Annotated in this window: 21 protein-coding genes; 10 read left to right on the top strand and 11 right to left on the bottom strand. The window is 58.3% G+C overall.

From position 1 onward, the window contains the following. Positions 1–2: 2 nt before the first annotated feature. Positions 3–1,289: a mechanosensitive ion channel family protein gene (locus tag G9Q84_RS10275; protein WP_032887734.1), complete on the bottom strand. Its 1,287-nt coding sequence runs from the start codon at positions 1,287–1,289 to the stop codon at positions 3–5. Between the two features lie 193 nt (positions 1,290–1,482). Here G9Q84_RS10275 and G9Q84_RS10270 point away from each other — a divergent pair, with 193 nt between their 5' ends. After that, a complete protein-coding gene (locus G9Q84_RS10270) occupies positions 1,483–2,829 on the top strand; it encodes a DEAD/DEAH box helicase (RefSeq protein ID WP_017735367.1) in 1,347 nt (448 codons plus the stop codon). Between the two features lie 49 nt (positions 2,830–2,878). On the opposite strand, the gene G9Q84_RS10265 is transcribed toward G9Q84_RS10270, so the two are convergent. Further along, the gene (locus G9Q84_RS10265) at positions 2,879–3,154 is read right to left on the bottom strand and encodes a hypothetical protein (protein WP_095185399.1); all 276 of its coding nucleotides are present in this window, start codon (positions 3,152–3,154) and stop codon (positions 2,879–2,881) included. A 156-nt stretch (positions 3,155–3,310) separates the two neighbouring features. Here G9Q84_RS10265 and G9Q84_RS10260 point away from each other — a divergent pair, with 156 nt between their 5' ends. Further along, positions 3,311–3,700 (top strand): hypothetical protein, encoded by a 390-nt coding sequence (locus G9Q84_RS10260; protein ID WP_032887737.1) that lies wholly within the window; start codon positions 3,311–3,313, stop codon positions 3,698–3,700. 42 nt (positions 3,701–3,742) lie between these two features. Here G9Q84_RS10260 and G9Q84_RS10255 read toward each other — a convergent pair whose 3' ends face one another. The 3 genes from G9Q84_RS10255 to G9Q84_RS10245 form a co-directional block, all read right to left on the bottom strand. Further along, positions 3,743–4,609, bottom strand: a complete 867-nt coding sequence (locus tag G9Q84_RS10255) for a DUF6279 family lipoprotein (protein ID WP_122754459.1) — start codon at positions 4,607–4,609, stop codon at positions 3,743–3,745. Between the two features lie 66 nt (positions 4,610–4,675). After that, positions 4,676–5,398, bottom strand: coding sequence for a TorF family putative porin (locus tag G9Q84_RS10250; RefSeq protein ID WP_122754458.1), 723 nt, complete (start codon positions 5,396–5,398; stop codon positions 4,676–4,678). Between the two features lie 206 nt (positions 5,399–5,604). Continuing rightward, positions 5,605–5,784 (bottom strand): hypothetical protein, encoded by a 180-nt coding sequence (locus G9Q84_RS10245; protein ID WP_003193095.1) that lies wholly within the window; start codon positions 5,782–5,784, stop codon positions 5,605–5,607. A gap of 322 nt (positions 5,785–6,106) precedes the next feature. On the opposite strand from G9Q84_RS10245, the gene G9Q84_RS10240 reads away from it, so the two are divergent. From G9Q84_RS10240 to G9Q84_RS10230, 3 genes are all read left to right on the top strand, one after another. Continuing rightward, positions 6,107–6,943, top strand: coding sequence for a CvfB family protein (locus G9Q84_RS10240; protein ID WP_032887742.1), 837 nt, complete (start codon positions 6,107–6,109; stop codon positions 6,941–6,943). Between the two features lie 113 nt (positions 6,944–7,056). Continuing rightward, the gene (locus G9Q84_RS10235) at positions 7,057–7,455 is read left to right on the top strand and encodes a DUF2177 family protein (RefSeq protein WP_032887744.1); all 399 of its coding nucleotides are present in this window, start codon (positions 7,057–7,059) and stop codon (positions 7,453–7,455) included. 199 nt (positions 7,456–7,654) lie between these two features. Continuing rightward, positions 7,655–9,097 carry an NCS1 family nucleobase:cation symporter-1 gene (locus G9Q84_RS10230; RefSeq protein WP_122754457.1) on the top strand — a complete coding sequence of 481 codons (1,443 nt, stop codon included), beginning with the start codon at positions 7,655–7,657 and terminating at the stop codon, positions 9,095–9,097. On the opposite strand, the gene G9Q84_RS10225 is transcribed toward G9Q84_RS10230, so the two are convergent. Continuing rightward, entirely contained in the window at positions 9,009–10,214 is a 1,206-nt protein-coding gene (locus G9Q84_RS10225) for an MFS transporter (protein WP_122754456.1), read from the bottom strand. The genes G9Q84_RS10230 and G9Q84_RS10225 overlap by 89 nt on opposite strands. Before the next feature lie 104 nt (positions 10,215–10,318). On the opposite strand from G9Q84_RS10225, the gene ptrR reads away from it, so the two are divergent. Together ptrR and G9Q84_RS29535 are read left to right on the top strand one after the other, a co-directional pair. Beyond that, complete coding sequence (ptrR, locus tag G9Q84_RS10220) at positions 10,319–11,212, top strand: putrescine utilization regulator PtrR (protein WP_032887750.1); 894 nt, start codon at positions 10,319–10,321, stop codon at positions 11,210–11,212. A gap of 143 nt (positions 11,213–11,355) precedes the next feature. Next, a complete protein-coding gene (locus tag G9Q84_RS29535; protein WP_003193089.1) occupies positions 11,356–11,478 on the top strand; it encodes a PA1414 family protein in 123 nt (40 codons plus the stop codon). 91 nt (positions 11,479–11,569) lie between these two features. On the opposite strand, the gene G9Q84_RS10215 is transcribed toward G9Q84_RS29535, so the two are convergent. Next, complete coding sequence (locus tag G9Q84_RS10215) at positions 11,570–11,878, bottom strand: hypothetical protein (protein ID WP_122754455.1); 309 nt, start codon at positions 11,876–11,878, stop codon at positions 11,570–11,572. Positions 11,879–12,383: 505 nt separating this feature from the next. On the opposite strand from G9Q84_RS10215, the gene G9Q84_RS10210 reads away from it, so the two are divergent. Further along, entirely contained in the window at positions 12,384–14,456 is a 2,073-nt protein-coding gene (locus G9Q84_RS10210; RefSeq protein WP_181643243.1) for an FAD-dependent oxidoreductase, read from the top strand. A 63-nt stretch (positions 14,457–14,519) separates the two neighbouring features. Here G9Q84_RS10210 and G9Q84_RS10205 read toward each other — a convergent pair whose 3' ends face one another. The 4 genes from G9Q84_RS10205 to speB are packed head-to-tail and all read right to left on the bottom strand — an operon-like array spanning position 14,520 to position 18,844. Next, a complete protein-coding gene (locus G9Q84_RS10205) occupies positions 14,520–15,902 on the bottom strand; it encodes a sodium:solute symporter family protein (protein WP_032887756.1) in 1,383 nt (460 codons plus the stop codon). A 33-nt stretch (positions 15,903–15,935) separates the two neighbouring features. Further along, on the bottom strand, positions 15,936–17,447 hold the full coding sequence (locus G9Q84_RS10200) for a purine-cytosine permease family protein (protein ID WP_122754453.1): 1,512 nt from the start codon (positions 17,445–17,447) through the stop codon (positions 15,936–15,938). Between the two features lie 21 nt (positions 17,448–17,468). Then, complete coding sequence (locus G9Q84_RS10195) at positions 17,469–17,894, bottom strand: YybH family protein (protein ID WP_099602993.1); 426 nt, start codon at positions 17,892–17,894, stop codon at positions 17,469–17,471. After that, positions 17,894–18,844 (bottom strand): agmatinase, encoded by a 951-nt coding sequence (gene speB, locus G9Q84_RS10190; protein ID WP_032887762.1) that lies wholly within the window; start codon positions 18,842–18,844, stop codon positions 17,894–17,896. Before speB ends, G9Q84_RS10195 begins: the two co-directional genes overlap by 1 nt. A 149-nt stretch (positions 18,845–18,993) precedes the next feature. Here speB and G9Q84_RS10185 point away from each other — a divergent pair, with 149 nt between their 5' ends. Beyond that, on the top strand, positions 18,994–19,887 hold the full coding sequence (locus G9Q84_RS10185) for a LysR family transcriptional regulator (RefSeq protein WP_181643242.1): 894 nt from the start codon (positions 18,994–18,996) through the stop codon (positions 19,885–19,887). A 6-nt stretch (positions 19,888–19,893) separates the two neighbouring features. Next, positions 19,894–20,499, top strand: a complete 606-nt coding sequence (locus tag G9Q84_RS10180) for a tRNA-uridine aminocarboxypropyltransferase (protein WP_122754452.1) — start codon at positions 19,894–19,896, stop codon at positions 20,497–20,499. The last annotated feature ends 224 nt before the right edge of the window (positions 20,500–20,723 follow it).

Below are 20,723 nucleotides of genomic sequence, written 5' to 3'. Positions count from 1 at the left end.
GCTCACTGCAGGGCTGGCGTGCTCTGGGGGCTGGGTGTCAGCGCCAGAATTCCTGCCCGTAGATCGGTGCCACTCGGTTGCTGGTACAGACTCAGTCCAAACTCCGGCAACACCGCCAGCAGGTAATCGAAGATGTCCCCCTGGATGCGCTCGTAATCGGCCCACGCCGTGGTGCGGGTGAAGCAGTAGATCTCCAGCGGCACGCCCTGAGCCGTGGTTTGCATCTGGCGCACCATGCAGGTCATGTTCGGCTGGATGTCCGGATGGCTTTTCAGGTAGGCCAGGGCATAGGCGCGGAAGGTGCCGAGGTTGGTCATTCGGCGACGGTTGGCCAGCAGTTGTGCGCTGTGTCCTTGGGCTTCATTCCAGGCCTTGAGCTCTGCCTGCTTGCGCCCGATGTAGTCGGTGAGCAGGTGCACCTGGGTCATGCGCACCTCTTCGTCATCGCGCAGGAAACGCACGCCGCTGGCATCGATGAACAGGCTGCGCTTGATCCGACGCCCGCCGGAGGCTTGCATGCCGCGCCAGTTCTTGAACGACTCGGACATCAGGCGCCAGGTAGGAATGGAGACGATGGTCTTGTCGAAGTTCTGCACCTTGACCGTGTGCAGAGTGATGTCCACCACGTCGCCGTCGGCGCCGACCTGGGGCATTTCGATCCAGTCACCGACCCGCAGCATGTCGTTGCTGGTGAGCTGCACGCTGGCGACGAACGACAGTAGCGTGTCCTTGTACACCAACAGAATCACCGCCGACATCGCACCCAAACCCGACAGCAGCAACAGCGGCGAGCGGTCAATCAGTGTGGCGACGATGATGATCGCCCCGAACACGAACAGCACCATCTTCGCCAACTGCACGTAACCCTTGATTGAGCGGGTGCGTGCGTGTTCGGTGCGGGCATAGATGTCCAGCAGGGCATTGAGCAGGGCGCTCATGGCCAGGACCAGGAACAGGATGGAGATGGCCAGCGCCACGTTGCCGATGAACAGAATTGCGGTTTTGCTCAAGTCCGGCACCAGGTACAGGCCGAACTGGATCACCAGGGACGGCGTCATTTGCGCCAGGCGGTGGAAGACTTTGTTGTGCCGCAGATCATTGAGCCAATGCAGTGACGGTTGGCGGCCGAGCAATTTGACGGCGTGCAGGGTGAGGTATCGCGCTACCCGTCCGAGCAGCAGGGCCACCACCAGCAACACCATAAAACCAAGGCTGGCATGCAGCACCGGGTGTTGGTCGAGGGCGCCCCATAGGTCTTGGACGTTGAGCCAAAGCTGTTTGATATCCATGGGTGAAACCGATTCCTCTGTAAGACAAGACGGCGCGATTAGAGCATCTAAGTGCGACAAAGTTGACGTTGTAGACAAATGCCCTGACAAAAAAGCACCTGATTCGCACCGTTCGCGTAAAGAAACTCGGTTTGGGCGCCCGAAACCGTTACCCTATGCAGCTGATATTTTGTATTTCTTCGAGGTAGCACCCGTGTTTTCCCAATTCGCCCTGCACGAACGCCTGCTCAAAGCCGTGGCCGAGCTAAAATTTGTCGAGCCTACGCCTGTGCAAGCAGCGGCCATCCCGCTCGCGCTCGAAGGGCGTGACCTGCGGGTGACGGCTCAAACCGGCAGCGGCAAAACCGCCGCTTTCGTCTTGCCGGTTCTGAATCGTCTGATCGGCCCGGCCAAAGTCCGCGTGAGCATCAAGACCCTGATCCTGCTGCCGACCCGTGAGCTCGCCCAGCAGACTTTGAAGGAAGTGGAGCGCTTCTCGCAGTTCACCTTCATCAAGTCCGGCATTATTACTGGCGGCGAAGACTTCAAGGTCCAGGCCGCCATGCTGCGCAAGGTGCCGGACATCTTGATCGGCACCCCAGGCCGTATGATTGAGCAACTCAACGCCGGCAACCTCGACCTCAAGGAAGTCGAAGTGCTGGTGCTCGACGAAGCCGACCGCATGCTCGACATGGGCTTTGCCGACGACGTTCAGCGTCTGGTTGCCGAATGTGTCAATCGCCAGCAGACCATGCTGTTCTCCGCCACTACCGGTGGCTCGACCTTGCGCGAAATGGTCGCCAAGGTGCTGAACAACCCTGAGCACTTGCAGGTCAACAATGTCAGCGACCTGAATGCCACCACGCGCCAGCAGATCGTCACCGCTGACCACAATGTGCACAAAGAACAGATCCTCAACTGGCTGTTGGCCAACGAGACCTACCAGAAGGCCATCGTGTTCACCAACACCCGCGCTGCCGCCGACCGCATCTACGGTCGCTTGGTTGCCCAGGAATACAAGGCTTTCGTGCTGCACGGCGAGAAAGACCAGAAGGACCGCAAGCTGGCCATCGATCGCCTCAAGGCGGGCGGCGTGAAGATCCTGGTGGCTACCGATGTGGCTGCCCGTGGCCTGGACGTTGATGGCCTGGACCTGGTGATCAACTTCGACATGCCACGAAGCGGCGACGAGTACGTGCACCGTATCGGCCGTACCGGGCGTGCCGGCAACGATGGCCTGGCCATCTCGCTGATCTGCCATGGCGACTGGAACCTGATGTCGAGCATCGAGCGCTACCTCAAGCAGTCGTTCGAGCGGCGCACCATCAAGGAAGTCAAAGGCACCTACACCGGGCCGAAGAAGGTCAAGGCGTCGGGCAAGGCTGTTGGCGTGAAGAAGAAAAAGACTGACGCCAAGGGCGACAAGAAGAAAACCGGTGCCAAGTCGCCGACCAAGCGCAAGATCGCCAACCGTCCGAAGACCGATAACCTGTCGTTGGTCAGCAAAGACGGCATGGCCCCGCTTAAACGCCGCAAGCCCGAAGCACCGGCTGCTGAATAAGCCAGCGCTGATGTGAAAAAACCGGACATCGTCCGGTTTTTTTATGCCTTCAGTTTTTGGCTTTTGCCGCAGCTTCTTTCAATTCTTTAAGGCGGGCGTCGATGAGCTGGCACTTGTCAGGGAATTCCGCGCTTTCAGTGTCCAGGTCCATCTTCTGCAGCTCGTCGTTCATCTCTTTGGCTTTGGTGGGGTTCTGCTCGGTGAGCTTGGTCACTTCCGTCGCCAACTGCTCTCGTTTCGCCGTGGCCTCTTCGGGCGTGCAGGCCCAGGCGGGCAGGGCCGTGAGCAGGGCGGCGGCGATGGCCAGGTTTCTCAAGGTGTTCATGGTACGTACCTCCTTGGTGATGATGTGCGGTTGAGGGGGCGAACGTCTTGAAAGTTCAGAGAAATGACGTCCGTCTGGCGGGCTGAACGGTGGCAGGTGTGGCATGTCACACCTTTTGACGGGCTACTTTTTCTTAGGCCTGCAGGAGGAATCAGGATGACGACTTACAACTGGGATCTAATCGAACGTCTGCTGCACGAAGTGCAGAACGGCGAAGGCAGCTTTGCCCCGCGCAAATACGCCGAGCAGGAAGCGGCCGAGAAGGCCACGGCGGGTGAGAACACCGGCAATCTGGATGCGCTGAAAAAGACCGCAGCGGATTATGAAGCGCTGCTGTTCAAGCGCGGTTTTATTGAATCGCGCCCCGAGGCAGAGGGCGGAAATGGTGAGAACTTCATTTTGACGCAATTGGGTGCCCAACTGCTGGCGCTGATCGACAGTTCCATTCCCGGCAACGATCACCCGCGCCAAGTGCTGGATGAGCAGCCGGATGCACTGGACCCGGCAACCTTCGCTGAAGTGGCGTCCAAAGCGCAGATTGCCTGACGGGTATGCGCGGACCCAGTGTGGGTGGCAGCCCCTCCCACATTAAATCCCGGCGGCCTTGAGGCATTTGAGTGCCTTGAAGTCGCTGCGTACGCCGTCGATTTTCTGCGTGAGTTTAAGGCGTTGCTGCGGCGTACTTTCGGCCATCACGTCGACAATCAGGCTGCGCGCCGCAGCTTCGGTCTGGGCGTAAGCCGCGCGATATTGCGGGGTCCATAGGCTTTCGCGGTCCACCAGCAGTTGCTGCATCTTCTGTGGGAATTCGGCGCTGTGGCGTTGCTGCACCGCTTCGATAAATTGCGCCTGCCAATGGGCGCGATTGCCGATCCATTCCTGATTCTGTTCGCCCAGCGCGACGGACCACGCGGTGACGCGATTTTGCTGGCTAGCGCTCAGTGGGCCCATCCAGGTGTCCAGGCGTTTGTTCATGCGCTCGGCGCGGTCCTTGATTTGTTGGGTGAGGGGCGGCTTAAGGTAGTCGTCCTGGCGTTTGCGCAGATCCTTGGCCAGGGCGTCATTCATTTCTTTGACCTGCTGATCATTCAACCCCTGGAGCAATTCGATGGCTGAGGGGGTGATTTCGCGGGCGACGTCAGCGATTGCCTGTTCGGCTTCGGCGGTGCGCGTTTTCAGTGCCGAATCGGTGACCTGGTTTTCGTCGACCATCTGTTGCAGGCGATCGAGCCAATCGAGATAACCCGGCAACTGCGTGGTGCAATGCCAGGCCAGGTGTTCCTTGAGCTTATCGTTGAACCAACTCTTCTGCCCGGCGTTCATGTCCAGGTAGTCATTGAGGGTCCAGGGGATGATCACGTCCAGGTTGCGGTAGGCCAGGCCCACGCGGTTGCAGCCGGCGAGTGCCAGGCTTAGGGTCAGCAGGGCCACCAACAGTTTGAGCCGACGCAGCATGGGCGTTTCCTTGGGCAGAGGGATTCAATGCATGTGAACCCGCGCCAGGCGCTACAGTTCAGCCCATCAATAAAACGACCGCGCGGCCTTTAACGTCAACAGCCCGTCGCATTGCGAATTGTGTCCGGAGTACGCCGAGCAGTCGCCGCCGCTAAGGCTGGAGTCGCTGTAAATCAGGTCCAAGTCGATGCCCTTCCAGGCGCGGGAGAACTGAACCGACCAGTCGCTGAAGCTGCTGATGGTGCCGCCGTCCACCGAAGCTGGAGTGCCCAATTGGTGGGTGGTGTACTTCATGCTGACGCCGATGCCGAAGGGTTGGGTGCCGCCGAGGTCGGCGAAAATCGTGCTGTCCTGGCGGTCCGGGTCGTTGCTGAAGGAGGCACCGAAACGATTGCCCAACAGGTTCAAGCCGCCGTAGAACTCTTGGCTGTCGAGGGGGCTGAGCTTGGGGTAGCTGTAGTGGATCAAGCCGACTTCGTAGCCGAGCGTCTGGTCGAAGGGGTGTTTGAAGCCCATGTAGGAGTCGACTTCGAGGGTGCTTGCCGAAGACAGGCCCATGTTTGGCGAGAACTGGCCGAAGTACAGGCCGCTGTTGTGGCTGAGGTCTAACCCCCCGTGGAAAGAGTCGCTGCCCGGCGAGGTCGGCTTGACCAGGCCCTGTGCCATGCTGCGGCTGGGGGTAGTGCCTAATTTCAGGTCGAAGTCGCCCAATTCGCGCTGGAAGATCTGCGCTTCGGCAAGGGGGCAAGCCACTAATGTGCTGACCAGAAAAATGCAGGATTTGAGCATGCTTCACTCCATGAAAAGCGAGGAGCAGTAACGGAGAAAATCGGGCAGATGCCCGTGCTAGACGTGTGCAAGGATACCGGCGAATGCCAGGCGATGAGGCCCGTTCGTCGATTAACGCAATATTGAATGTAGAAGGAGGGTGTTTCGGGCTCTAGTCCTAGCGCCTTGGAGGCAAGACGCTTAGGGACCAGGTATTTTGCGCGGTGTTACTTTTTACCCAGGCTGATCTGCTTGGACGGGCCGAAAGTCTGGCCGCTCACGCCTTTTGCAATTTGCTGGATTTCGCCACCGGACTTGAGGAAAGCAGCGATTTGGCTGTTGATCGATTCGCTGGTTTCAACGGCTGGAGCTGGCTTTGCTTTGCTGTTGGATGCTTTTACGCGCATGGCGGCCACTAACCTGTAGAAAATTAACTTGGCCAGGCATCGTACAGGAAATACTTGACAATTGCTTGGCAAATCTCCCCTGGGAATAAGTAGCGCGGCTGGAAATAAACGAAGTTCATCGTTGAAATTAGGCCCTAACTTACTGTTTTGACTCAAAACCACCTAGCAAAGCAGTGCTGGTGGAAGGGCAAAACTCAGTCGAATGATCGGACGAGCGGAGCGATGCCATCGTAGGGCCATGCCAGGCCGCGATTTTTCAGGCGTGCGCGCGTCGCGGGCGCAACTCGGGTAGAATGCCGCCCACGCAATGAGGGTATTGGAAATGGCTCTAGTCGGGCGCTACAACAGCTTACAAGTGGTTAAACACACTAACTTCGGTTTGTACCTTGATGGTGCGCAAGATGGCGAAATCCTCTTGCCTAATCGGTATATCCCAAAAGATATTCCCAGTGAAGATGAAGACTGGCTTAACGTTTTTATTTACCTGGACAGCGATGACAAACTTATCGCCACCACCGAAAAACCCAAAGTTCAAGTCGGCGAATTTGCCAGTTTGAAAGTGGTGGAAGTCAACAGTATTGGCGTGTTCCTCGATTGGGGTCTGCCAAAGGACCTTTTGCTTCCGTACTCGGAAGAAAAACGTCAGATGACCGCCGGTGAATACTGCGTGGTGCACGTCTATCTCGACAAGCACACCAAGCGTATTACCGCCACCGCGCGCCTTGACCGCTACCTGGACAAGACGCCGGCCAACTACGTTGTGGGCCAGGAAGTCGACCTCTTGGTGGCCGAAGCCACTGATATGGGCTTCAAGGCGATCATCAACAACAAACACTGGGGGCTGATCCACAAGAACGAAGTGTTCAAGTTCCTGCGTCCCGGCAAGGAAGAGAAAGGCTTCATCAAAGAGATCCGTGCCGACGGCAACATCAGCCTGAGCCTGCAACCGGTCGGCCAGGAAGCGGCCTCCAGCCTCAACTCGAAGATCCTCGCCAAGTTGCGCGAAAACAACGGCACGTTGCCGGTCAGCGATAAAAGCGACCCGGCAGTAATCAGCAACTTGTTCGGTGTGAGCAAGGGGAACTTCAAGAAAGCTATTGGTGCGCTCTACAAGCAGGGTCAGATCGTGATTCACGCGGATCGCATTGAACTAAGCTGAGTAGGGTTTGCTCTTCTGTAGGAGCGAGCTTGCTCGCGAAAAGGGTACATCCGATACCGCGATGGGCCTGAGATATTTTCGTGAGCAAGCTCGCTCCTACAGAGGTCCGCTTGATGTCTAAAAAATCGTTGTTCGCCTACCTCGGCACCTTGCTTGCTTTTCTGGTGCTCGACGGCCTCTGGCTCGGCGTCCTCATGGGTCCTACCTACAAATCCTTGCTGGGCCCGCTGATGCTTGATCAGCCCCGCCTATTGCCCGCAGTGCTGTTCTATCTCCTGTATGTCCTCGGTTGTGTGGTGTTCGTGGTCTTGCCAAGCATCAACTGGCAACGCGCAGCGCGTCTGGGTGCCTTGCTGGGTCTGGTGGCCTATGGCACCTATGACCTGAGCAACTGGGCCACACTGCAAGGCTGGTCTGCGAGCTTGGCCCTGATGGACATGGCCTGGGGCACCTTCCTGACAGCGGTGTGTTGCACGGTTGGACACGTGTGTGCACATCGGGTGCACCGATGATTGTGTACAGGATTTATGTGCACCGTTGCTGAGCGCGGTCCCCGCTACTAAACCGTCATAAGCGCCTTTGGAGCACCGTCGTAGAGGGATTGTGTGCCATTGGCACGCATTCTGCTGACTGTCTCGTATACAAACCTGGCCGCCTCCCGTATGCATCCCCGTGACGGAAGCGCAGGCCGGTATTACGAGGAGCCCAGCGATGACCGAACAATTGCCCAAAGGCTATAGCCCGCGCCTGTACAACCAGGATCTGGGCCCACTGCCGCAGAAGTGGAACTGGTACAACATTTTTGCCTTCTGGATGAGTGACGTGCACAGCGTCGGCGGTTATGTATTCGCTGCCAGTCTGTTCGCCTTGGGGCTAGCCAGTTGGCAGGTGTTGATCGCCTTGCTCGCGGGTATTTGCATCGTGCAATTGATCGCCAATCTGGTGGCTAAGCCTAGCCAGCAGGCCGCCGTTCCTTATCCAGTCATCTGCCGGCTCGCATTTGGTGTGTTTGGCGCGAATATTCCTGCGGTGATTCGTGGCCTGATTGCCGTGGCCTGGTACGGGATTCAGACTTATCTGGCGTCCAGCGCTTTGATCATCGTGGTGTTGCGCTTTTTCCCACAGATGGCGGTGTATGCAGAACCGCATTTCGCCGGTCTGTCCTACCTGGGCTGGTTTGGTTTCCTCAGCCTGTGGGTACTGCAAGCTGCAGTTTTCTGGGCCGGCATGGAGTCTATCCGCCGCTTTATCGATTGGGCGGGGCCGGTGGTATATGCGGTGATGTTTGCCCTGGCTGGCTGGATTGTGTGGAGGGCTGGCTGGTCGAACATCAGCTTTACTCTGTCGGAAAAGTCCCTGTCGGGCTGGCAAGCGTTCGGCCAAGTGATCGTAGCCACGGCGCTGGTGGTGTCGTACTTCTCTGGGCCAACCCTGAATTTCGGCGATTTCAGCCGCTACTGCCGCAGCATGCAGGATGTGCGACGCGGAAACTTTTGGGGCCTGCCGGTGAATTTCCTGGCCTTTTCCCTGGTGACGGTGGTGATCGTCTCTGGCACCTTGCCGGTGTTTGGCGAAATGCTCCACGACCCGATCGCCACGGTTTCGCGTATCGACAACAACATGGCCGTGCTGCTTGGCGCATTTGCCTTTGTGACCGCGACCATCGGTATCAATATCGTCGCCAACTTTGTGTCCCCTGCGTTTGACTTCGCCAACGTCGCGCCAAGCAAAATCAGCTGGCGTGCCGGGGGCATGATCGCAGCGGTAGCCTCGATCTTTATCACTCCATGGAACCTGTTCAATAACCCGCTGATGATCCACTACACCCTGGATATCCTCGCGGCGTTTATCGGGCCGCTGTTTGGGATTCTGTTGGTAGATTTCTACCTGATCAAAAAACAGAAAATCGATGTAGATGCGCTGTTCGATGACAGCCCAAGCGGGTGCTATTACTTCGACGGCGGCGTGAACTGGACAGCGGTCAAGGCGCTGGTGCCCGCAACACTGGTGGGCGTCGCGATCACCTTCACACCGGCGTTACAGGGCATGGCCAACTTCGCCTGGTTTACCGGCTGCTTCCTGGGAGGGCTGTTTTTCCTGGCGCTGTCACGGCGCGAACAGGTGCGCACGCAAGCGCCTTTGGTTGCTGGCTGACCAATATCCCCCCCGCCAAGAACAGGCCTGTACCGGCAATCACCAATGCCGGTTGCAGGCCGCCGCTTAGATGGCTGCTCGCCGACGCCAATAAGGGCCCGCTCAATTGGCCGATGGCAAAGCTGGCGGTCAGCAGACCGGTGCTGCGCTGGTAGCCGTGGGGCGCCACATCCCGCAAGCGCGCCATCACCAATTGCATACAGGCCAGGAACGGACCGCCGCAAAGCAGAACGCCCAGTGCCAACCCCCAGCCATTGCCCAGCAAGCACGTGAACACTCCGGCCGCTTGCAGCCACAGCGTTGTCATCAGCCAGCGGCGAGTAGCGTCTGGATCTTTGCGACGCAGAGTCGCCACGCCCACGCCAATCGCTGCCAGCAGGCCAAAGCACGGCCAGAACAGATCGGCCTGCCAGGCCCCTTTGAACTGGGCGCTGGCCATCTGTGACAGGAAGGTCGCTGGAATGATGTAACCCAGTCCGAATAGCACATAAACCCAGCACAGGTGCGTGATGCTGCCGTTGCTGCCCGCGTCGCTATGACCGGCGCCAGGGGGGCTGGCACAAGGCTGCGGCAAAAACGGCAGGATCGCCAGCAGCATCACCAGTGCTACAGCACCATAGATCAACCATAACGTGGCGGAGTTTTGCCCCAGCAGGTTTGAGCCGAGCGCCAATAGCCCGGTCAACAGAATCCCCAGGCCCGGCCCGGCAAATACCAGAGCACCCAGACGCGGGCGTCCGGCGGTAAGCGCCAGCGGCTGGCTCAAGCTAGTGATCATCACCAATGCCCAGGCACTTGCCACGCCAGTGCCAAAGCGCAACAGCAGATGAGGCCAGAACCCATGGGCCCAAGAGGACGCAAAGGTCAGCAGCACACATAACCAGAGCCCACCGTACAGCCGACCGCGTACATGACGGTGACCGCGGGCGAAAATCGAATCCACCGCGCCCACGAAGTAGCCGAGGTAATTGGCGGCGGCGATCAGGCCGGCGTCGGTCAGGTCGATCTGCCCTTCGCTAAGCATGTGGGGCATTTGTGGAGTGAGGGCGAAGCGGCCAATGCCCATGGCCATCATCAGGGCGATGGAGCTGGCGAGTAAGCGAACCAGGGGTGACATGGTCAGGTGTCCTGCTGAGAAACGAATGACCCTCAGCCTAAGGTGTGTTGACTTTCTGTAAAATTGAATAATATTGAGTAACTTATTCAGTTTTGGAGAAAGTCGTGGAGTTCAGTCAATTGCGCATTTTCCAGGCCGTGGCGGAAGAGGGGTCCATCACCCGCGCGGCTGAGCGCCTGCACCGCGTGCCGTCAAACCTATCGACCCGACTCAAACAGATGGAGGAACAGCTCGGTGTAGAGCTGTTCCTGCGCGAACGTCAGCGCTTGCAGCTGTCTCCGGCGGGCAAGATATTGCTGGACTACAGCACCCGTCTGCTGGCACTGCACGATGAAGCCCATGGCGCCGTGCAAGGTGGGCAACCGGCCGGCGACTTTGTTCTGGGCAGCATGTACAGCACTGGAGCAGTGCATTTGCCCAAGCTGCTGGCGCGTTATCACAAGGCCTACCCAATGGTGAATCTGCAGGTGCAGTCAGCGCCCAGTGGTGAGTTGCTGGAAGGTCTGATCACGGGGCGTCTGGACGCAGCGTTTGTGGACGGCCCGCTGACCATCGCCAGCCTGGACGGCGTGCAGTTATGCGAGGAAAAACTGGTGCTGATCTGTGAAGCCGACCACCCACCCGTGCGTGGTCCCCAGGATGTTGCCGGCCGTTCGGTGTTTACGTTCCGACGCAGTTGCGCTTATCGCACACGCCTGGAAAGCTGGTTTTCCCACGAGCGCGTAGCCATGGGACGGGCGATTGAGATCGAGTCATATCAAGGCATGCTCGCTTGCGTGATTGCTGGTTCAGGAGTGGCGTTGATGTCCCAAGCCATGCTCGACAGCCTGCCAGGCAAGGACAGCGTGTCCGTTCATCCACTGACAGGGCATTTTGCCACTGCGACCACCTGGTTGATGTGGCGAAAGGGTATGCTCGGCGCTAACCTCAATGCGTGGATCGACTTGCAGCAAGAGGGCCAGGCGACGGTAATGAAAGACACCCGCGCCATTGCCTGACCGGTCCGTCAGAATTCGGATGAATTCAGTAATAGTTCGTTGTGGTTTCGTTCAAGCAATATGTAGGACTTAGGGCTACTATCAGTGTAGGAAAAGGCGACATAGCTTGCGCCTACAAGCATTACCCTCAAAGGGGGCAAACCATGAAAGAGAAAATCCAAAACTGGCTCCATGATCTGGGCGTTGCACTGGGCTTGATCGAGCCTCCGCTGCAGCCGGTGCCGATTCGTACGGATGACGAGCAGCGTCGCCCACGTCGCAGATGAGGCCCCGGGGAGCGCTCGCGCGATGAATACCTCTCTATGTCGTGGGAGCGCTGCCAGGTAAATCGGATGGCTGTACGACGTGTGAGTTGCGTCATTCGCCTTTACTGACTTCGGTAAACCCGAAGCTATGTATGTGGTCCTCGCCAGTGGCGCAATCGTGATAATGGCCCTTTACCTCCATCTCACCATTGAAACTTCCGTGAACTTCAAAGCCGAACCAGTCTTTAAATGCTCGTTCTATGGGCAGTGTGGCAAATGAAGTCCCGTTTTTATAAAACATGAGCTTGTATATTCCAATGCAGACGCCTGCGTGGGGGCCGTTTATATGCACGCGGTCGCCTGTCTTAAGTTGCGGTGGAACTGTTGACGCAGCGGGGTAGCTAGGATCGCGCTGTTTCATTTCATCACCTCATGGGTTATCGGGTAGCCAAGCCAATTTCTTCAGATTTGAAATGGCCATGTCAGGCTATTACGGCCCTCAGCGGTCCTTCTACTGTGATAACGATCAGTTCCGACTAATGGCAGCTGGGTGAGCTCAGGGAAAACAGGTGCAGCATCCGCGTGCATCTGATGCAGTAAATTCCTCCCGAACATATTCGTTGGGTAACGCCTCGTAGACACGGGTTGTAGTACGAAAGTGAGCGTGCCATTCAGGCTGTGCTTTTTTAAGACCGGAATTGGACTACCCGTTTATCAGAAGCGGTTGGGTTAGTTAGTTTGAAATATCGGAGTAGTTTGAGTTTCGTTAAGTAATGATTTGTACCGCTTACTGATATAAAGCTTCCTGAAGAAAACGGGTTTATGAAGAGTGAGTTTTAGGGCTTTAAGTATTTAAAGTGTTGGCCCCAACTTATTTAACTCCTATCTCCAGGCATTAGTCAGCCAGAATTGTTGGAGACGAAACTATGCTGCTCTCTCACGTTCCGCCAGTTGCCGCGTCACTCATCGCCACTACCGAAAATATTTTACATATCGCACCTACGTCGAGCCGTTGGAAGGCTGATGCACCCAGCAACGTAGTGTTTTTCCCCCCGAACTCAACCAAGCAAGCGCTGCTGCTACAGATCGGGCTCGTGCGCCCATCAACGATCATTATTGGAGATCAGGTTATCGATGGGGAGGTCATTGACCTATGGCGTTTAAGCCACCCATTTGGAGATCTCTGTCTGATTCGCCGAGGCACAAGTCTGGATAAGGTGCGGTTGGATTTATGCGAGTCAAACGGCATTCGAGTGGTCAACACTCCTGGGGTCAACGCGCCGCACGTTGCGGCTTATATCGCGCACTGGCTGACACTTGCCGATGGCTCTACACCCCAAGACATCTGTGTCCTGGGTTACGGAAATGTGGGGAAAGAGCTGGTCAAGTTGTTACTTGATCGAGATCCGCATGTTCGGATCAAAGTGTTGAGTCCACGCAGCCAGGCGTGTCCAGATAGCCGAGTCTCATTTGTGTCGGACTGGTCCGAGGCACTGCAAGGGGCTCGTTCTATCGCCATTTGTTTATCCCTGAATGATGATTCTGCCCATCGCATTGATCGGGCCCTGATTCAATGTATGCACAGGCAGGCGCGTCTGATCTGCGTCGCCAAACCAGATGTGTTCAGCGACGATGCGTTGCAATCCCTTTCACTGGCTGACGACGTCCAACTTGTCTTGGATTACGGGCCTGCGACATTGGAGGCGTTTCGGATACGTACACAAGCGCTCGGTTGCAGTGTCGCCACCTGGCGGAGACCGGCGACGCTGACTGCACAGGCGGCAACCACCGAAGCCTGCCATTGCGACCTTGATTATGCCGTCGCTGTTCAATTGAGCTTGATGGCCCTGCGTGGCCTTGTCAGGCGCAAACTTGCACCCTCACTGACGATCCCCACACTGCATGCACATGCCGATGCGCCCCGTGTATCAATCATCGGCAGAGGGATCAACGGCCTGCTCCAGGCCGTGATGTTTCGCTTGGCGAATTATCAGGTAACAGTCTATGGAGGCAATCGGGACAGTGATGGTGCCAGCCATAAGCGTATGAATATGCGCCATCTTTCAGCAACTGAGACGACTGCAAAGCCGCCACATAACGACTATTTACTTCCAGGAAATCAGTATCTGGCCATTGAGTGCAACCGCGCCGGCATTGAGTTGTTTGAAAAATTTCTGGCTGACAACCCATCACTGGAGCAATTTGCGCGAGCGCGGGTTGTGCGCGCTTATAGGGAGACAACCAGTGAAGTAGATGCCGCAATACGCGAGCAGCGCGAGATCGAAAGCAGACCGTGGCCTAGTGGCAAACCTGGAGGTGAGCTCCGAGAAATCAGTCCGCAGCAACTCCACGCGCTTTGTGGCATCCATGGAGTCGGTAGGGCTATTGAAGTATCAGGCTACGATGTGGAATTTGTTCACCTAATGGATGAGATTGAGGTGCTGTTGCAGTGCTCTGGGGTTCAGTTCCAGGCTCAGCATCTGAGTCGTGTTCAAATTGCTGAGCTGAGCAAAGAACATTTCGTCGTCAGTGCCATGGGCGTAGAGGAGCCAGAGGTTATCGCGATCATCGGCTGGTTTTTCAAGCTGCCTGCTGTGGGTAATGAAGGCGCTGAAATGCGGGGGCTCAAGCTTCAATACGATCTGCCAATTGGTGTCATGAATTGCCGCTTGGACGGGCACTGCATTCTCGTCTCCGGTGGACAGGTCCCGCCCGATTCGGCGCCGGAGCACAAAGAGCAGATCCTGGCAGCTTGTCTGGCCGCTGTTTCTCTTCACTTTCCAATGTCTTATTGCAGTGCAATCGAAAGTGGCGACTTGCATATTGTCGAATGTGCCAGGCCCGGCACCTCAGATGGACTTTCGATCGTTTATTGGGCCGCCCATCATCAAATCGCCGCCGGAGGCACCTATGCCGGAGGCACAACCCAAGGATTGGTATGGGCCTCCCTGGTCCAGGAAATCATCCAGGCAAACCAAAACCTGTCAGTTGGACGATAAAAAAACGGGCGCGACATCCGACGTCGCGCCCGTTGAAGAAACCGCTCTTGATTCTGTGAGGCGTCAAACCACCCGAGTCGCCATCGCCTCCGGCCGCCGGGACAACAAACTGACCAGCACAAAACTCACCAGCCCAACCGCCAGGCTGTAGTAAATCGGCGTGTTCGCATCCAGCCCATCCTTGAACATGAACACCAGCGCCGTCACAAAGCCCAGCGTCATGGACGTAATCGCACCGGACGTGGTCGCGCGCTTCCAGAAGATCGCGCCAATCAACGGGATCAACATCCCGCCGACCAAAAGGTTATAGGCCAGGGTCAGCGCGCTGATTACATCGCTGACCACCAGCGCGATACCCAGCACGGCGATACCGGTCAGCATCGTGAACAGGCGGTTGATGTTGAGGCTCGACTGCTTACCACCACGCAAACGCGGCAGCAGGTCCTCGGTCAGTACGGTGGAGGCGGCCAGCAAGCCGGCGCTGGCCGTCGACATCATCGCCGCCAGTGCTGCCGCGATCACCAGCCCACGGATGCCGTCCGGCAGCGACAGTTTGACGATGGCCGCAAACGCGTTGTTGACGTTGTCCAGGTCCGGAATCAGTACATGGGCCGCCATGCCGATCAGCGCACAGGCCAGGCCGTAAAGGATGCAGTAGAAACCGGCGAAGGTGCCTGCGTACTTGGCGACTTTTTCATCACGGGCGGTGAACACCCGTTGCCAGATGTCCTGGCCGATCAGGATGCCGAAGAAGTAGATCATGAAGTAGGTAATGATCGTGTCCCAGCCGATCGCGGTGAAGCTGAAGCTCGACGCCGGCAGCTTGGCTACCAGTTCATCCCAGCCGCCTACGCGGTACAGGCAGATCGGCAGCAGGATAAACATCAGGCCGACGGTCTTGATCACGAACTGCACGATGTCGGTGAGGGTCAGCGACCACATGCCGCCGATGGTCGAGTACACCACCACCACGCCGCCGCCCAGCAGTACCGAGATCCAGAACGGCAGGCCGAACAGCACTTGCAGCACGGTGCCGATGGCCAGGATCGAAGTTACGCCGATCATCAGCGCGTAGGCCAGCATGATCACCGCACTCGCTTGGCGAGCCATGGGGTTGTAGCGTTTTTCCAGGACCTGGGTGACGGTGAAGATCTTCAGTTTGAGCAGCGGCTTGGCCAGGAACAGGTTCAGCGCAATGATTCCCATGCCCAGCGCGGCGCACAGCCAGAAGCCGGAGATGCCATGCACATAACCCAGGCGCACGGTGCCGACGGTGGACGCGCCGCCCAATACCGTCGCGGCCATGGTGCCCATGTACAGCGACGGGCCCAGGTTGCGCCCGGCCACCAGGTAGTCTTCGTGGGTCTTGGCGCGGCGCATGCCGTAATAGCCGAGCACGAGCATGCCGGCGGCGTAGATGAGTACGACGAATAAATCCAAAGCCATGACGGCGAGTCTCCGATTATCTTTTTTATGAGGTCAGGCGGCGGGTTGCATCGCCGGTTTAGCGAGCGAATCCATGCTCTTGCTGCGTGGATCAGTCGGTCCATAAACAGAGGCCGGCTCCGGGAACACTCGCAACAACGTCAGGTAAACCACTGACGCCAACCCCAGCGTTACCGGCAGGCTGATATCGATGCCATCGGCCAAATTGCCCAGCGGCCCGACAAACTGCCCCGGCAGGTTGACGAAGCACAGGCCCACCAACGCGCTCGGAATCCAGGCCCCCAGCCCGCGCCAGTTCCAGCCATGGCTGAACCAGTAGCGCCCGCCGGTTTCACCGCGGGTGAACACTTGCAGGTCATCCGGGCAGTAGAAGCCGCGGCGCACGATCAGGCCGATGATCATCATCACCATCCACGGCGTGGTGCAGGTGATGATCAGCACGGCGAAGGTCGACACGCTCTGCACCAGGTTGGCGGCGAAACGTCCGATAAAGATGAAGGCAATCGACATCACCCCAATCAGCAGCGTGGCCTTGACCCGCGACAGCAGGCGCGGGAATACGCTGGACATGTCCAGCCCCGTGCCATAAAGCGAGGTCGTGCCGGTGGACATGCCGCCGATCACCGCGATCAGGCACACCGGCAGGAAGAACCAGGTGGGTGCAACCGCCAGCAGGCCACCGACATAGTTGTTGGCTGCGATGTAATCCGGTGCCTTGATCGCCACGATGGTCGCGGTGGCGAGGCCAAACAGGAACGGGATCAAAGTAGCGATTTGCGCCAGGACCACTGCCAGCATGATGCGCATTTTCGGCGTCTCACGGGGGATGTAGCGTGACCAGTCTCCGAGGAACGCGCCGAAGGAAATCGGGTTGCTCATGGCTACCAGCGCAGCGCCGATAAACGCGGCCCAGAAGCCGGTCTGGCCCATGGCGACGCTGCCTGAGAAGTGGCTGTCAAAGGCTGGCGCGAACGCGAAGATCCCCAGCAAAAACAGCAGGCTCGCCGCCCACACCGCAATTCGGTTGACCCACAGCATGAAGCGAAAGCCGTAGATGCACACCGTGAGGACAAGCAGGGCGAACAGGCCGTAGGCCAGGCCCAGGGTCAGGTCGGTTTCCGGCAGGCCAATCAGACGTTTCGCACCTCCGACCAGCGCATCGCCTGAACTCCACACCGACAGTGAGAAGAAGGCAATTGCCGTCAGCAATGACAGAAACGAACCGACGATCCGCCCGTGCACCCCAAAGTGCGCACCGGAAGACACCGCGTTGTTAGTGCCATTGATCGGCCCGAACAAGCCCATAGGCGCCAGGATCAGAGCACCCAGCAGCACGCCCAGCACAATGGCCCAGACACCGGCCTGGAATGACAAACCAAACAGCACTGGGAAGGAGCCCAGCACGGCAGTGGCGAAGGTATTGGCACCGCCGAAGATCAGACGGAACAGATCCTTGGGGTTGGCGGTACGTTCGTGGTCCGGAATCTGTTCGACCCCGTTGGTTTCAATCTTGCGAATACTGTTTTCGTTGTTTTTATTATTCATGATCAGCTCCGATCACATTGGCTAAGGGGGCGGCAGCCCTTCCGGCACAGCGGACAAATGTTCGTGACAGGCCAGCCACAGGCCTTGTTTTTGTTGTGTGCGTAGCCCTTGCCGTTTGAAGACAATGGTCTCGCGTTCCTGGCTGAAAAATTGCTCCCCGTTCATGCGCAACTCGGTGGCCACGTCATGAATAAATATCGCCACATCCTCACCTTGCAGGCTGACAGACGGGTTGCTCGACGTGCAGGACAGCACCTCGAAGCCCTCGTCCGCGCGCCAGCTGTCCCACAACGCCTGGTAGGCATCGCGGCTGAGCAGCGGTTGGGGGAGGGTGTAGAACACAAAGCTGGCATCGGCCGTGAACGCACCGAAGTAGGCGGCGCGGTCATTGCGGGCGAAGGCCGCCACCAGGTCGGCGGCGGCTTGCAGCACCTCGTGCGAGCTCATCAGCGATGCGCCACGCCGGGCAGTACGCAGAGCATCTCGTACAGCAGGTTGGCGCCGAGCAGCGAGGTGTTGCCGGTGGTGTCGTAGGGCGGCGAAACTTCTACCAGATCACAACCAACCAGGTCGAGGCCCTGGCAACCACGGATGATCTCAATGGCCTGGATAGTGGTCAGCCCGCCGATTTCCGGAGTGCCTGTGCCGGGGGCCCAGGCGGGATCGATGCCGTCGATGTCGAAGCTCAGGTACACCGGGCCGCCGCCAACTTTCTCCCGCACTTCGGCCATCAACGGCGCGAGGGAGTGGTGCCAGCATTCTTCCGCCTGGACCACGCGAAAGCCCTGTTTGCGGCTCCAGTTGAAGTCTTCCGCGGTGTAGCCCTGGGCGCGCAGGCCTATCTGCACCACGCGGTCGCAATCGAGTAGGCCTTCTTCCACGGCGCGGCGGAAGGTGGTGCCGTGGGCGATTTTCTCGCCGAACATATGGTCGTTGACGTCGGCGTGGGCATCGATGTGAACCAGCCCGACCTTGCCGTGTTTCTTGTGGATCGCCCGCAGGATCGGCAGGGTGATGGTGTGGTCACCGCCCAGCGTCATGGGGATCACATCGTGTTCTAGGATCTCGTCGTAGGCTTCTTCGATGATGCGCACGGCGTCGAGCAGGTTGAAGGTGTTGATCGCCACGTCGCCGATGTCAGCCACGGAAAGCGAGTCGAACGGTGCTGCGCCGGTGGCCATGTTGTACGGACGGATCATCACTGATTCGGCGCGGATTTCACGCGGCCCGAAGCGGGTGCCGGCACGCAGCGAGGTGCCGATGTCCAAGGGCACGCCGACAAAAGCAGCGTCCAGGCCTTTGGCCGATTGCAGGTGGGGAAGACGCATCATGGTGGCGATGCCGGCGAAGCGCGGCATTTCGTTGCCGCCCAGTGGTTGGTGGAAGATCTTGTCCACGGGATTGCCTCATCGTTGTTTTGTTTATTAGGGGCCGATTCTGCGAAATGCGAAGGAAGGGAAGAATCGGCAGAGGCAAATACTTAGTTCAGGTTTTTCTAAACTAATGCACGCGAGTAAACTGCCCCGGTCCTTACCCGGAGCCGACCATGGCCAACGCCTTGCCCGACCTCAAACTCCTGCGCATCTTCGTCAGCGTCGTGCGCCACCAGGGGTTCGCCAACGCCCAGCACGAACTCAACCTGTCCACGTCGGCCATCAGCACCTATATGAGCCAGTTGGAAAGCGCGTTGGGCCTGGTGCTGTGCCATCGCGGGCGCGGCGGCTTCAGCCTCACCAGCAAGGGCGAGTTGTTTCACCAGGAAACCTTGCGCCTACTCGGTGAACTGGAAGGCTTCGAGCAGTACGCCGCCGCGCTCAAAGGGGAGTTGCGCGGCACCCTCAAGCTCGGCGTGCTCGATTCCACCGTCAGCGACAAGGCCCTGCCGTTCGCCGAAGTGATCGGCGCCTACAGCCTGGAACATCCGGCGGTGCATCTGCATCTCTCGGTGATGAGCCCGTACGAATTGCAATTGGGTGTGCAGGACAACCGCCTCGACCTGGCCATCGGCGCCTTCTCCAACCGTATCAGCGGGCTGATCTACATGCCGCTTTATCGCGAGCAGCATTGGCTGTATTGCAGCACGCGGCATCCTTTATTCAATGAGCGACGCATTCCCGAACAAGTGATCACCCAGCAACGCATGGTCGGGCGCGGCTACTGGAGCCAGGCGGAACTCGCGCGCCACGGCTTCAAGCACAGCGCCGCCACGGTGGAAAGTATGGAGGCGCAGCTGATCCTGGTGCTGTCCGGCGCCTATATTGGTTACCTGCCGGAGCATTACGCTCAGGCCTGGGCCGACAAGGGCGACCTGCGCGTATTGCTGCCAGCCACCTTTGGCTATCAAGCGCCATTTTCGATGATCATGCGCCGGGGCCGCAGCCGTGAGCCGCTGATCCAGACCTTCCGCGATTTGCTCAAAGCCCAGCTCAATCAGGCCTGAAGAACCATGTCCAGACCCCAATGCTCCCGTTGCCTCAGGCCCACTGCCCATTGCTTGTGCGCGCTGATCCCCAACCTCGACAACCGCACCCGCGTATTGCTGTTGCAGCACCCGAGCGAGGTCAACCATGCGCTCAATACCGCGCGGTTGGCGGCGCTGGGATTGAACAATGCGCAGTTGGTGGTGGGCGAGGTCTTTGATGACTTGCAGGCCCTGTTGAACCCGCCCGGCTACCAGGCGAGGCTGTTGTTTCCTGCTGACGATGCCCAGCCGCTGCAAGCCTACGCGCCAGGGGCTCAGCCGCTGTTGCTGGTGGTGCCTGACGGCACTTGGCGCAAGGCGCGCAAGCTGTTGCACCTCAATCCCTTGCTGGCGGCGTTGCCTCGGGTGACGCTGGCTGAGGCCGCCGTGTCCCGCTATCGACTGCGCAAGGCGCCCGGGCCAGGGGCGTTGTCGACGGTGGAGGCGATTGTGCAGGCGCTGCAAGTGCTGGAGGCGCCGGTGTCGTTTGAACCGTTGCTCAAGCCGTTTGATGCATTGATCGAAGGGCAGATTGCGGCGATGGGTGAGGAGGTCTTTCGGAAAAATCATGGCGATGGGCATTTGGGCTAGGCGGGGTATCGAGGCGCGGCCATCGGGAGCAAGCCCGCTCCCACATTCCACCGAGTTCCAGCATGAGAATGCGGTCCAGTGTGGGAGGGGGCTTGCTCCCGATCAGGTCCTCAAGCTCACCCTCTTTTCCGCTTATTCCTTTAAGCCATAAGCACCACACTTTGCGTGATATGGCCCGCCGGCCTTTCCCGGTATGATGTGCGCCCCGCAGTCTGGATTGCGAA

Origin of the sequence: Pseudomonas sivasensis, assembly GCF_013778505.1 — a bacterium.
GTDB lineage: Bacteria > Pseudomonadota > Gammaproteobacteria > Pseudomonadales > Pseudomonadaceae > Aquipseudomonas > Aquipseudomonas sivasensis.
This window is presented reverse-complemented; position numbering and strand designations above follow the sequence as displayed.

Coding starts and splice junctions, on each gene's coding strand:
- G9Q84_RS10275 (WP_032887734.1), bottom strand. CDS start 1,289: ATGGATATCAAACAGCTTTGGCTCAACGTCCAAGACCTATGGGGCGCC.
- G9Q84_RS10265 (WP_095185399.1), bottom strand. CDS start 3,154: ATGAACACCTTGAGAAACCTGGCCATCGCCGCCGCCCTGCTCACGGCC.
- G9Q84_RS10260 (WP_032887737.1), top strand. CDS start 3,311: ATGACGACTTACAACTGGGATCTAATCGAACGTCTGCTGCACGAAGTG.
- G9Q84_RS10255 (WP_122754459.1), bottom strand. CDS start 4,609: ATGCTGCGTCGGCTCAAACTGTTGGTGGCCCTGCTGACCCTAAGCCTG.
- G9Q84_RS10250 (WP_122754458.1), bottom strand. CDS start 5,398: ATGCTCAAATCCTGCATTTTTCTGGTCAGCACATTAGTGGCTTGCCCC.
- G9Q84_RS10245 (WP_003193095.1), bottom strand. CDS start 5,784: ATGCGCGTAAAAGCATCCAACAGCAAAGCAAAGCCAGCTCCAGCCGTT.
- G9Q84_RS10240 (WP_032887742.1), top strand. CDS start 6,107: ATGGCTCTAGTCGGGCGCTACAACAGCTTACAAGTGGTTAAACACACT.
- G9Q84_RS10235 (WP_032887744.1), top strand. CDS start 7,057: ATGTCTAAAAAATCGTTGTTCGCCTACCTCGGCACCTTGCTTGCTTTT.
- G9Q84_RS10230 (WP_122754457.1), top strand. CDS start 7,655: ATGACCGAACAATTGCCCAAAGGCTATAGCCCGCGCCTGTACAACCAG.
- G9Q84_RS10225 (WP_122754456.1), bottom strand. CDS start 10,214: ATGTCACCCCTGGTTCGCTTACTCGCCAGCTCCATCGCCCTGATGATG.
- G9Q84_RS29535 (WP_003193089.1), top strand. CDS start 11,356: ATGAAAGAGAAAATCCAAAACTGGCTCCATGATCTGGGCGTTGCACTG.
- G9Q84_RS10215 (WP_122754455.1), bottom strand. CDS start 11,878: ATGAAACAGCGCGATCCTAGCTACCCCGCTGCGTCAACAGTTCCACCG.
- G9Q84_RS10210 (WP_181643243.1), top strand. CDS start 12,384: ATGCTGCTCTCTCACGTTCCGCCAGTTGCCGCGTCACTCATCGCCACT.
- G9Q84_RS10205 (WP_032887756.1), bottom strand. CDS start 15,902: ATGGCTTTGGATTTATTCGTCGTACTCATCTACGCCGCCGGCATGCTC.
- G9Q84_RS10200 (WP_122754453.1), bottom strand. CDS start 17,447: ATGAATAATAAAAACAACGAAAACAGTATTCGCAAGATTGAAACCAAC.
- G9Q84_RS10195 (WP_099602993.1), bottom strand. CDS start 17,894: ATGAGCTCGCACGAGGTGCTGCAAGCCGCCGCCGACCTGGTGGCGGCC.
- G9Q84_RS10185 (WP_181643242.1), top strand. CDS start 18,994: ATGGCCAACGCCTTGCCCGACCTCAAACTCCTGCGCATCTTCGTCAGC.
- G9Q84_RS10180 (WP_122754452.1), top strand. CDS start 19,894: ATGTCCAGACCCCAATGCTCCCGTTGCCTCAGGCCCACTGCCCATTGC.